Origin of the sequence: Vibrio sp. SNU_ST1 (genome assembly GCF_030563405.1) — a bacterium.
In the GTDB taxonomy this organism is placed as follows: Bacteria; Pseudomonadota; Gammaproteobacteria; order Enterobacterales; family Vibrionaceae; genus Vibrio.
The window spans coordinates 629,692-642,573 of sequence record NZ_CP130749.1 but is presented as its reverse complement, the minus strand read 5'-3'; the positions used below and the strand labels follow the sequence as shown (position 1 = coordinate 642,573).

Sequence of the window (12,882 nt, the reverse complement as noted above, 5' to 3'; positions counted from 1 at the left end):
TGATGTTTTGTATTATGACTAACAAGTATCAGTTCCCCCACCAAACCTCTTCACCGACATCCACGATGTAAAGCTCCTTTCTATATCGCCGTTGGGCTAATACCAATCGTAGTAAATAACTGGTCACCCTAGCTTGTTAAAAACCTCGATAACTTCGTTAGAATTTTTGATTGTAGAATAACTACTTATCGAAAAATTCTGCCTTGTTCTCAAGCTTTTTTCCTACGCTATGTTTGATCACTTACTTACTGTGATTGGTATAAGAAACGAACTGCGAGTAACGAACAACTCATTGCTAAGCACGACACAGCCTCCTAACCGTTAGTAAGCAATAGTATCAAGATAAAGGCATAAGTCGGTGAAGTTTTGGTCTCCAATTCTTAACTTTGGCCATTTAGCGTAAATAAATCAATAATTTGACTAGATTCGTCGCGAAATTGGATTAGAATCACACTGTTTTTGACAACACTTAATTGGATGTAATGCAGTTCGACCTTAAAGACTCAGTAAAAATTTCCATAAACACATTGGTTGTGGGAATGTTTGTTACATCAATTCAGAAAAGTGAGCGTGTTTATTTATCTAACGCTGGACGCGTGTCTTCAAAAAAAGGCATTGATACATTAGTTAATAAAGGCATTAAGTATGTCTGGGTTGACAAGAAACTCTCTGCTAAAGGTTGTAAATTCCACCCAGTTCCTGATGATGAAACGACAGAGGGGCCACAAAAAAGCAGTAAAAACTCCTCAGGTAAATTAGCCTCTCGAGAAGTAAGACAAAAAAATGCCGAGCGAATCATCCAAGAAGCGCGTGGTCTTGCTCAGAAAATTATTACGGCAACATTTGATTCGCATACGTTTGTTGCGGATGAACTGGATGGTTGGGCAGATGAGCTGATTGAATCAGCACTGATTAATTCAGACGCTTTGCAATGTGTTTCTGCGTTGCGTAAGAAGGATGCATACCTGCTTGAACATTCAGTCAATGTAGCCACACTTTTGGTCACATTTGGCAAGCATTTGGGTTTTGGCAAAGACCGATTAAAGCCATTGGCTATTGGTGGGATTATTCATGATGTCGGTAAAGTGCATATCGATGATAATGTTTTGCACAAACCTTCTCGTTTAACCGAGGAGGAGTTTGCGCATATCAAACAACATCAAGTATTCGCTAAACCTATCATCAGAAAAATCGAAGGCTTAAGTCACATTAGCCGTGATGTATGTTTAATGCACCATGAAAAATTAGATGGTACAGGTTACCCTAATGGACTAAAAGGTGAGCAAATTCCGCTGCACGGCCGAATGGCTTGTATCGTCGATATCTATGACGCATTAACGGCTGACCGTTGCTACAAACGTGGAATGAGCCCAGCGGAAGCGTTTAAAATCATGTTAGGTATGACACCTAATCACTTAGACCGGCAATTGGTGTACAAATTTATTAATTGCATTGGTATTTTCCCTATTGGGGCCATCGTTGAGCTGAGCAATGGTCATCTTGGAATTGTATGGTCATCGAATGATGATGCTCCTGTTGAGCCTGTCGTTAAGTGCTTCTATTCAAGAAAGAATAAACGTTTCATTGACGTCAAGTATGTGGATTTAAAACATAGCTGGCATACGATTGTAAAAGCAATTTCTCCTACGAAGGCTGAAATTGATGTCTCCCCTTTCTTTTAATAGAGCCAGCTAATCAAGGGTTAAGAGGTCAGCACTTTCCATGCATGGCCTGATTTGATAAAACGGACGAGCCTAGAAAGCCACTGATTTCAGTGGCTTTTCTGTTTTCAGAAGTTCTTTCGTAAATCCTTTATCAGCCCATATCCATATCCATATCCAATTTTAATCAATAACCAAACACTCATTTCACCTCCAATTTACTCGCTGTTAGGTATATCTAAAGATAAATACCTTAGAGTAAGACAGCATGAACACACACCGCCCCCTATCCGCGTTATTACTACTGGGTAGTCTGACCTATCTCACGGGTTGCGCTTCTCTATCACCAACGCCACAAACCAGTTTGAACAATACAACCCAGATTCCCGAGCAATGGGAAAGCTCTCAACGATACGTCAACACGACGATGTCGACACAATTGCTCTCGCTGTTCAACAATCAAACTCTCGCCGATCTGGTTCAAGAAGCCCTCACCAATAACCACGATCTACATAAAACTGCACTTCGCTTGAAGCAAGCTGAACTATTAGCGGCGCAAAGTGATCAATACCTTCAACCTTCTTTAAATACAGACTTTCAAGCCTCTAGGCAAAAAACAAGTCAGATTCAGAACAGTCACAAACTGTCTTTGAATTTAAGTTGGGAGTTTGATGTTTGGGGACGCTTAGCTGACACAGCAAGCGCAGCTAACGCGAAACAACAGGCAACGCAACTTGACTATGTTTACGCACAAAACTCTCTCGCGGCTCGCGTAATAGAGACGTGGCTTGATGTTGCTTACAGAGCAAGAGTGATAGGGGTCGAGCAACGCTGGCTACAAAGCCTTTCAGACACTGAAAGTATTGTACTAGAACAAGTGCTCGATGGATTTAAAGAACAAGCAGACCTCGACACCGCCCGTGCTGCAACATCCAGAGTAAGAGCGAGTTTAGCCGCTAAAGAACAAGATCAACTTATCGCAATCAGAGGCCTTAATACCTTACGAGGTAAGAGCGACACCCAGCTCAACCAAACGATTTTCACGATCCCAGAAGTTGAAGCTCCGCCATTACGTCTTCCCGGAGAAATGATTGGATCACGTCCTGACCTCCTTGCCGCTTATCAGCAAGTGCTAGCCGCCGACAAAAGCGCGGCAGTTGCTTACAAAGATCTGCTGCCTAAATTCACGCTGTCTGCCTCTGTTTATCGTAGCGGCTCAACACCAAACCAGCTTATCGACAATCCTTCCCTGTGGAATCTCGTTGGGGGGATCAGCGCACCTCTTCTTGACCAATCATCACTACAAACCCAAGCAAAAATAGCTCAGCTTCAAGCAGAAGAGAGCTTTGTTGATTACCAAAAGAAACTATTGGTTGCCATCAATGAGGTAGGAAATGCACTAGACAAAGAGTTCTACCTCAGACAACAAGAACAGCATTATCGAGATGCTTTTACATTCTCCAAGGCTAGTATGAAAAACTATCAAAACCTTTACCAGGAAGGAGCCAGTGACGTTTTGGCACTGCTTATCGCCCAACAATCTATTTACCAATCTAAAATCCAGTTGCTTAACACTCAGCGTACTCGGCTCTCAAACAGAATTACCTTAGGGTTAGCATTAGGAATGGGGGTTTAAAATGAAACAGGTACTTGTTACGGCTTTGGGCTTACTCAGTATTGTTGCCACTGCGATGTACATCGTAAAGTCAATCCCCGAAGAAACAACGTTAGCGCTGGAAGCTCAGCCTCGCCAATATATCAAAGTCACAACAGTCGACATTGCTTCCGGGCAACATCGCTCTACCATTGAAGGTTACGGGCAGGTAATTCCAGAAGAGACTTTAACGCTCACGAGCCAGGTTTCAGGAGTGATTCTTTCGAAAGCGAAAAATTTCAGACTAGGTGAACAAATATCTAAAGGTGACCTGCTATTTCGCATTGACGATTCCAGTTACCAAGTACTATTGGCTAACGCAGAAAAGGAGCTAGCTAACGCACAACTTTCATTTTTCCAAGAACAACGCAAACATCAACGTGCTCAAAAAGAGTGGAAAACTTCAGGTATAAAAGAGGCACCGAGTCCCCTCGCTTTGCGAGAACCTCAGTTTAAAGCAGCAAAGGCACGATTAAACGCCGCACAACAAGCGGTTGAAGATACTAAGCAAAAACTAAGCAACACGAACATCCATGCTCCTTTTGATGCCATTGTCAGCCAAAGCAACGTCACCACAGGCAGTGTTGTTGCATCCGGAACCTCGTTGGGACAGATCAAATCCATAGAAACTGCTGAAGTACATCTTCAGCTCACGGAACGCGACTGGCAACAGCTCCCCTCCGATTTGAGTGCACTGTCGGTGACAATACAGTCAGCATCAGATTCAGACTCAGGGCAACAATGGGCAGCACGGGCGAGTCACCTTTCACTGCTGGTGGAACAATCAACACGTATGCGTAACCTCATATTAAAAATAGACTCCCCTCTTCAACAGCCAGAGCCTTTGCTGATCGGGAGCTTTATTAAAGTTGTCATTCAAGGTAAGAGCTACTCAAATAGTTTTGTAGTTTCATCTTCCTCCATTACTGCGGACGGGAATATTTGGTACGTCAAAGAAGGTCAACTTCACCGTCACAAGACTCAATCACTGTTTCAAGATATCGATGCGATTGGTTTTGAACAGGGCAACCTAAATCAACACATCACTTTGGTTGTAAAGCCGCTGTCTAGCTACGTGGAGGGAATGCAAGTATTAGCACTTTCGGATAGCCCTCAGGCAGACGATACGGACAAACTCGCATCAAATCGGATCCTCCCGGATCCTGCCACTGGGGACAAACCACTTAAAGAGGTGAATGATGGACAATAACCTTAAAACTCATGGTGTTATCGCATGGTTTGTTCACAACCCTGTTGCCGCAAATCTTTTAATGGTTTTGATCATAGTCGCGGGTGGTTTTTCGGTTATCCAATCACGGGTAGAAAGCTTCCCCTCACTCCCCCCAACCAATATTACGGTAAGCGTCGAATATCAAAGTGGCTCCGCCCGCTCGGCTGAAGAAAGCATTGCGATAAAAATAGAAGATTCATTGTTAGGTGTAGAAGGCATCAAACAGATACACAGCAGTTCGAATAGTGACGGCGCAACCGTAACCATTACTAAGTCGAGTGGCTATTCACTCGACAAACTGCAACAAGATGTAAAAAGTGTGGTTGATGCTATTGGCGATTTACCTAGTGAAGCAAAAAAACCAGTGATCACGCGTCAAGCCGACCTTGAAGAGGTTGTTTCAATTAACCTGTTTGGTGACGTGCCTATCGGTGCATTACAGCGTTATTTAGACGAGTTACGAAACAAGCTCCTAGACTCTCCTTTAATACAAAAGGTTGATTACATTGGCCGAAAATCTCAGCAGGTCTCGATTGAAATTGACGAGGCCAAATTGCAAGCTTTCAGTCTCACGATGGAGCAAATCGTCAGCCAAATTAGAGCAGAATCATTAACCCAAACGGCCGGCCAACTCAAAGGTTCTCAAGGGACGTTAGTTCTTAAAGCGGACCAACAACATCGAAGTACGAAAGAGTTCGCTTCGCTGCCAATTAAACGCACAGCAACAGGGCAAACCATACTCTTGTCGGATGTTGCACATATTGAATTAGGATTTGACGACGACGGCATCATTACTCGTTATAACGGCCATCCATCAGTAGGCTTAACGGTGAAAATGTATGGTCAATCAAACATCAACCAGCTAGCCCAAGAGACCAAATCCATCGTTGATGCTTACCAATTGACACTGCCGAACGGTATCCACCTGACCCAATGGAATGATCAAAGTGAGCCGATTAAAAACCGTTTATCTTTGCTACTTAAGAACAGTGCTCAAGGTATCGCTCTCGTTGTTATTTTACTGGCTCTGCTCTTAAACATACGTGTGGCTTTCTGGGTTGCCGTTGGCCTACCAGTTACGTTCGCCGGTGCTATGGTACTTATGGGGGATTCTTTCTTTGGACTCACCCTTAATGAATTAACCACCTTTGGCTTCATCATGGCACTCGGCATTGTCGTCGATGACGCAGTCGTCATTGGTGAAAGCATTTACGAGCAAAGAGAGAAGCGCGGCGCCTCCATTGAATCGACCATCACTGGTGCACAAAAAGTAGCGACACCAACCACATTTGGCGTATTAACGACCATCGTCGCTTTTATGTCTCTCAGCTTTATCGAAGGGGAACTAGGTAAGATCTTTGCGCAATTTGCCATGGCTGCAACTTTCTGTCTGATTTTCTCACTCATCGAGTCCAAATTAATTCTCCCTGCTCACCTTGCTCGAGTTCGAATGGAACCGACCTCAGCGCGTGGTATTCCTGCCGTATGGCACTATATTCAACAGCGTGTTCTACGAGGTTTCAAATACATCACTTGGCATCTCTACAAACCCTGTTTACAACTGGCTATACGCTATCGTTATGCTGTAATTTGTGGCTTTTTTTCTCTGTGTATTCTAGTTGGCGGTTCGCTAATAACAGGCAAACTTAAGTCGGTATTTTTCCCAGAGATTTCTAATAACTTCATCACTATAGATCTCGCCTTTGAAGATGACGCTGGTTACGGGTTAGTACAACGTGAAACACTTAAAGTTGAACAAATGGCGGCATCATTGAATGATTCATTAGTGCGCCAATATGCGCTGCCTGTACCGCCAATCCAAAGTGTATTGGTAGAAACCACCAATAACAGTTCGCAAATCATTGTTGGCCTTTCGAGCAACACTCAACGCCCAATCAGCGCTGGTGCTATCGCTAAAGAATGGCAATCCATGGTCCCAACACTTGAAGGCATAGACAGCGCCAATTTCTTAGCCGATATGATCAGCGATAAAGCAATAAGCGTAGAATTAAGAAGTCAAAATGAAGCAACGATCCGCAACGCAACTCGTGAACTGACAGATCATCTCAATAATGTACAAGGTGTGCATGGCATAAAAAGTAGCCTCGCGAATACACAAGCCCAAGTTGATATTAAAGTTAACGAAATGGGGTTAACGATGGGGCTCACCACATCGAATCTCTTACAACAACTCAACATGGCCTATCAAGGTTATGAAGTGCAACAATTTCAAGAAGGTTCGCATGAAATAAAGGTCAAAATTCAGTATCCACGGGCAAAAAGACAAACACTGGATAATCTCAAATACGCACAAATTCGCTTGAGCAATGGTAAGTTAGTACCACTCAATGCGGTAGCCAATATATCGACTCGATATGTGTCCAAAAACATTGAACGAATGAATCGTAACAGAGTCAATGTGATAACAGCTGATGTTGATAAAACGATCGCCTCTCCAGAAGAGATCATTGATAAGCTAGATAGCGACCTGTTTAAAGAGTTGCAGAATAAGTATCGTGACCTGAACATTGTCCTTTCTGGACAGCAACAAGAGCAGGAACAAATATCAAATTCACTGTATAGCGTGTTTGCTATCGCTCTTATCGGCATCTACGCATTGCTTGCAATACCGCTCAACTCATATTTCCAGCCACTGCTGATCATGTGCACTATTCCATTTGGTATTGTGGGCGCCTTGATGGGACACTTAATCCAAGGGATACCCATAAGTATACTTTCTCTGTTTGGAATGCTTGCATTAACCGGGGTCGTCGTGAATGATAGCCTGTTACTTATCTCACGCTTTAATACCAAGATAATGAGCGGTGATACCGTATACGACGCGTTAATTGAATCAGGAACTGGACGCTTAAGGGCTATTGTGCTGACTTCTGCAACCACGTATTTTGGCTTAGTACCCTTACTGTCTGAGACCTCTCCTCAAGCTCAGTTTTTAATACCAGCAGCTACGTCAATGGGGTATGGCATCTTATTCGCAACGGTAATAACACTTCTTTTGGTACCCGTATTACTAATGGTTCAACAAGATATCAAGCAGCTGTATCACAACATGATTACCCAACAATCCGTTTCTTTTACTGGGGTTAAGAAAAATGAAATCTAACTTATCTATCAACGTGTTATTAGTTGAAGATGACAAGGAGCTCGCCGCTTCAGTTGCAGAGTTTCTCGAGTTTGAAAACATCAAATGCGATCATGCTTACAATGGGTTAAGTGGTTTTACACTCGCAAAACAAAACTACTACGACGTTATTCTCCTTGACCTAATGTTACCCAAAATAGATGGTTTTACTGTCTGTGAAAGACTTCGAGACAACGGTGACGATACGCCTATTTTGATGCTGACGGCAAAAGATACGCTGCAAGACAAAGAAGCCGGCTTCAATGCTGGCACCGATGACTACTTAATCAAGCCATTTGCAATGAAAGAACTCGCCTTACGCATCAAGGCGCTCTCTAAGCGAAGAAGTAGCCAACATAAAAGGTTAGTACAAGGTGACTTAGTCTATGACCTAGAAAGCCATCAAGTATCAAGATCAGAGCAAGTCTTGGACTTAAATCGACTCAACCTAATGCTTTTGGAGCTCCTCATGCGCCGAAGTCCACAAGTGGTTACTCGTAGAGAGATAGAGGAGTGTTTATGGCCACATGACGCACCAGAAAGTAACAACATAAAAGTGCAGGTTTATCAACTGAGACAAAAAATCGATAAGCCTTTTGAATCTAAGTTAATTGAAACCGTCGTTGGCCAAGGTCTGAGGATCAAAGGGTAACCATGAGCATTAAAAAGAGCTTCCCAATACGGGGGCACCTTACTACCTTTTTCTTGGGCTTGTCACTTCTGACAGCCTTGCTATTCGGAGAACTTTTAATCCGTCACTTTGAATATGGAATAGAAGATTCAGTAAAAATGCGACTCGCCAGTGAATGGTTGAGCTTTAACGAAGTACGCCTTATAAATCCCGAGGCCAAACTACCTAAATCTTACGTAGTGTCATTTTATTATGACCAATTGCCTAACATAAAGGTCGATGGTAAAGACGTACTTCAGGATGTGACATTGGTTAATGATGAGTTCACTGTCGTCTTCGTTGATGAAACGGTTACCAATGACATCAAGAAAGAGGCTGTCTTTGGTGTCTACCGTTTTGCTCTCGAAGACGGACGACTGGTATTCGGAGTCGCTCGGTACGACTACCGCCTGATTGGCGACACATTAGACGTGTGGTTCGATCATCGCTTCAACCTGATTATCTACATTGCTCTTGGCTATATATTTTTTATTGTATTAGCGCTTTGGCTCTACAGTTATCGAGTAGGAAAAAAAACCGAACAACTCGTCAAATGGTCAGAAAGCGCGTCCAACGACCTATTGGCGAACCCCGCTCCCAACTTTAAATTCAGTGAATACAATCGAGTTGCGCTTTATCTCGAAAAGGCACTAAGTAAGAATGCGCATTTGGTAGAAAGAGAACAACGTTTTCTATCTCATGCTAGTCACGAATTGAGAACGCCTATTGCAATCATACGAGCAAATATGGAGATCTTAGAGCGCATCTCCCTGCCCTCAGATTTACAGCGCCCGATCAATCGTATCGACCGCGCGAGCAGCAACATGCAGCAAATTACCGAAACCATGCTCTGGCTAGTCCGAAAGAGTGAAACTCCACCGAATCAGAGCTTAGTTTCGGTAGTCGCTTTATTAGATAATTTGATAGAAGAGTTGGAGTATTTAATTCAAGGTGAAGAGATCGACATCATCCGCAATTACCTTCATGCCCCCACAGTGGAACTTCCAGAGACTCCAATCAAAATTGTCGTTGGTAACCTCATTCGTAACGCTTTCCAATATACACATAGCGGTACGATCCATATCTATTTCGAAAAAAACAGCATAGTAATCAAGAACATCAACACACAGAAACTTGATCTGCCATTTCAAGATAGCTTTGGCCTTGGGCAGGATTTAACCGAGAAAATATGTAAGAAGCTAGGATGGCACCTTGAAGCAGAGGAAATAGAGGGAGGCTTGTTGGCTCAGCTTCATTTACCGGTCGAAGAAAAATCAAATACCAATGCTTAACTTCGTTTAAGTTGAATGACAAAGCCTCGGGGCAATCCGACCGGGCGTTTTGGTCGCCATTGACTGAATTTAAGCTTCATCACTCATATTCAGTCGCAGCCTCTATCCGAAAAAGTAAACAGTAAAAAGGGCTAACAAATATGCTAGCCCTCAACTCATCGTGATTAAGTCGTCAATTACTTAAAAGTGATAGCTAACACCAACACTCATTAAATATCCGCTGGTATCGTAGAATGCGATATTGGAATTGTTACTAGAATAACCCGCTAACGCGTTGAATCCCCAGTCTTCCCAACCCATAACGTCCATATATTCATAGCCAAGCGTTGCGCTATATCCATTGTCTTCACGTGTTTTCTTGAATACTGGATTAGATGCATCGTATGAGCGGTGACTGTAATCTGCATTGACCGAGAATGCATGATCATCCACCATCATTATGTAGGTCAACGAGCCAGAGTAATGAGAGAAAGAAACTGCTTCACCGTCTGCAAGGTGTTTTTGATAAGACAACGATGGTTCGATAAAAGAGCTCTCACTAACAGGCATCTCCATAGATAGGCTTGCATAATAGCCTTTAGCGTCACGTTGGAGTACACCTGTTGGCACTCCTAGGTGAACGCCCGATTTGTCATTTTTAATGTCTTGCTTGTATACAGCGAAATCACCCGATAAACCAATGTCTAACAAGTTGTCGAGTTGTACACGAAAGGTATCACCAGAGATATCGGTTTTAGTCCTCGCAGTATTGGCTATGAACGGATCTTCCCATACTTCACCATTTGCGATTGTTGGAAGGTAAGAGAACGATACAACCGATTCGTTGCCATATTCCAGTGCGTAGCCAAATTCAAAAGCAAAAACACCTTCAATGATATCGCCACGCGAGGTCCCCATAAAGACCTGTTGGTCGTTATCTGAACCAAATGTGTAGCGCAACTGTCCTAATGGTACAACAAGCGCACTCGAGTCCGATTCTCTCTTGCTGTTCAAACTGCCTTTTTTTACAGCCTCTGAGTCATCGGTTTCACTACCAAAGCCGACCAATACTCCAACTTCGCCTCCCCAGCCTGGTTCATCAAGTTCAGCCAATACATTTGCACTAAACAAAACCCCTAGAGTCATTAACATGCGGTAATTCATCGCTACTTCTCCTTATGAAAGTAGCGAATAGTTTGCCAACTCGAAGGTAAATTTAGGGTGAATAGAGATGCTTCATTGCGGGAACATACCGGTAGTATATGCAACAGCACAAGTAGAGCCGTTTTTTGTGCCGATTTGTATTGATACACCCCAAGTGGTATTGGGCGTTTGGGTATTGATGCGTTTGATCAGTGCACCTCTGATATAAGTGGCTGATACCCTAGCAGAAATAGGTATCAACCACTCACGTTAAACAAGCTAAGCGTCGTTTTTCGGAGCCTGTACATCAACGACTTCTTTATCGACGATAGGAAGTACCTGTTTTACATAGTTACCCGGTGCCTTGCCAATCACAGGGTGAAGCTCGGAACCTTGATTGAAAGGTTCGACTTTCTCGTCAGCTTCAAAGCCTTGTAACCATTGATCCCAGTGTGTCCACCATGAGCCTTCGTTGTGACTTGCGTTGTTTAGCCATTCGTCAGCAGAGTCGTCTAAGTTGTCGTTCAACCAGTAGCCGTATTTCTTTTTCTCTGGATGGTTAACAATGCCCGCGATATGACCAGACTCGCCCAGAACAAACGTCTTGTTGCCACCAGTGTTCAATGCACCACGGTAAGTCCCCTGCCACAACGCGATATGGTCTTCTTTGGTCGAGATGAAGTAGCTTGGTATCTTAATTTTATTCAAATCAATCCATACGCCGCCCACTTTCACGCCTTTGTCTTGAATCAGTTTGTTTTCAAGATAAAGCTCTCGCAGCAAGAAGTTATGGCATTTAGCCGCGACGTTAGTGCTATCACTGTTCCAGTACAGAAGATCAAACTCCATCGGGCTACTGCCTTTGAGGTAGTTATCAATATAGTAGTTCCAGTATAAGCTGTTCTCTCGAAGCAAACTGAACGTCACGCTCAACGAACGACCATCCATATAGCCCTTGCCATCGTTCTGCTTCTCAATAGCATTGATGATTGTCTCATTGATGTACGCGCCCACCTCACCCGGCTGCGAGAAATCCAACAAGGTGGTAAAAAAGGTCGCTGTTTTGATGCGCTTTTTCATGCGCTTCGCAGCGTAGTAAGCCACCGTTGAAGCCAACACCGTACCGCCAATACAGTAACCCGCCGCGTTGATTTGCTCTTTACCTGTGATGTCTTCAATCGCAGCAACGGCTTTAACCACGCCTTCCGTGACATAGTCACCAAACTCAGTGTCCTTCTGCGCTTCACCTGGGTTGCGCCAAGACATCATGAATACGCTATGTCCTTGCTCAAGTAACCAGCGCACCATTGAGTTCTTCTCACGAAGGTCAAGAATGTAGTACTTGTTGATGAATGGCGGGACGATCAGCAAAGGCGTCGCATTGACCTGCGATGTCTTGGGATAATATTGAATCAGTTCAAACAACTCGTTTTGAAAAACAACATCACCTTCCGTGTTAGCAACATCAACACCTAATCGAAAAGCGTTTTTGTTGGTCATGCGGATCTTGAGTATATCAGCACTCGCTTCAACGTCTGCTTGTAACTGCTCTAACCCATCAAGCAGGTTTTCACCATTTCGCTCAAGCGTCAGTTTCATCAACTCTGGGTTAGTCGCAATAAAGTTGCTTGGCGACAGCGCATTAATAGCCTGACGTGAAAAGAACGCCACGCGCTCTTTGGTTTTTTCGTCAATACCTTCGATCGAGTTGATGGTGTCTATGTAGCTTTTACTGAATAACAAATAGGATTGCTTGATAAAACTGTAGAACGGGTCGTTTTTCCAGGCATCATCAATAAAGCGCTTATCACTGCGATCTTCAGCGATGACACTTTCGGTGTTGCCCATCAGCGCGGCGTTTTGCCAGATCTTTAACTGCTGTTCCCACCACTGAGATTGCAGCTGAAGCAGGACGGCTGGTTGGTTAGCGGCTTGCTCGAAGATTTTTGACGCATCATCAAAATTCAATTCTTGCATAGCTTGATTTAGGGGAGATTGTGCGGCTTCCTTGTTTTGTTCAAAGTTATCCCACCATTGCTGGTTTGTTTGTTGAAGTTTAACAAGGTAGTCCGAAAAGAAGTGTTGAAACATAACATGACTCCAATAATCG

8 protein-coding genes are annotated in these 12,882 nt (G+C 43.6%); 6 read left to right on the top strand and 2 right to left on the bottom strand.

Annotated elements, in window-relative coordinates:
* Positions 1-482: 482 nt before the first annotated feature.
* The 6 genes from Q5H80_RS17195 (at position 483) to Q5H80_RS17170 (ending at position 9,650) form a co-directional block, all read left to right on the top strand.
* The gene (locus tag Q5H80_RS17195; protein WP_304570615.1) at positions 483-1,682 is read left to right on the top strand and encodes an HD-GYP domain-containing protein; all 1,200 of its coding nucleotides are present in this window, start codon (positions 483-485) and stop codon (positions 1,680-1,682) included.
* Between the two features lie 406 nt (positions 1,683-2,088).
* Positions 2,089-3,297 (top strand): TolC family protein, encoded by a 1,209-nt coding sequence (locus Q5H80_RS17190; RefSeq protein ID WP_369809732.1) that lies wholly within the window; start codon positions 2,089-2,091, stop codon positions 3,295-3,297.
* Between the two features lies 1 nt (position 3,298).
* Positions 3,299-4,525, top strand: coding sequence for an efflux RND transporter periplasmic adaptor subunit (locus Q5H80_RS17185; protein ID WP_304570613.1), 1,227 nt, complete (start codon positions 3,299-3,301; stop codon positions 4,523-4,525).
* The gene (locus Q5H80_RS17180; protein ID WP_369809731.1) at positions 4,515-7,670 is read left to right on the top strand and encodes an efflux RND transporter permease subunit; all 3,156 of its coding nucleotides are present in this window, start codon (positions 4,515-4,517) and stop codon (positions 7,668-7,670) included. Before Q5H80_RS17185 ends, Q5H80_RS17180 begins: the two co-directional genes overlap by 11 nt.
* Positions 7,660-8,340, top strand: coding sequence for a response regulator transcription factor (locus tag Q5H80_RS17175; protein ID WP_304570611.1), 681 nt, complete (start codon positions 7,660-7,662; stop codon positions 8,338-8,340). Before Q5H80_RS17180 ends, Q5H80_RS17175 begins: the two co-directional genes overlap by 11 nt.
* 2 nt (positions 8,341-8,342) lie before the next feature.
* Positions 8,343-9,650 (top strand): HAMP domain-containing sensor histidine kinase, encoded by a 1,308-nt coding sequence (locus Q5H80_RS17170; RefSeq protein WP_304570610.1) that lies wholly within the window; start codon positions 8,343-8,345, stop codon positions 9,648-9,650.
* A 180-nt stretch (positions 9,651-9,830) separates the two neighbouring features.
* On the opposite strand, the gene Q5H80_RS17165 is transcribed toward Q5H80_RS17170, so the two are convergent.
* Together Q5H80_RS17165 and phaC are read right to left on the bottom strand one after the other, a co-directional pair.
* On the bottom strand, positions 9,831-10,793 hold the full coding sequence (locus Q5H80_RS17165; RefSeq protein WP_304570609.1) for a DUF2860 domain-containing protein: 963 nt from the start codon (positions 10,791-10,793) through the stop codon (positions 9,831-9,833).
* 258 nt (positions 10,794-11,051) lie between these two features.
* Complete coding sequence (gene phaC / locus Q5H80_RS17160) at positions 11,052-12,863, bottom strand: class I poly(R)-hydroxyalkanoic acid synthase (RefSeq protein ID WP_304570608.1); 1,812 nt, start codon at positions 12,861-12,863, stop codon at positions 11,052-11,054.
* Between the last annotated feature and the right edge of the window lie 19 nt (positions 12,864-12,882).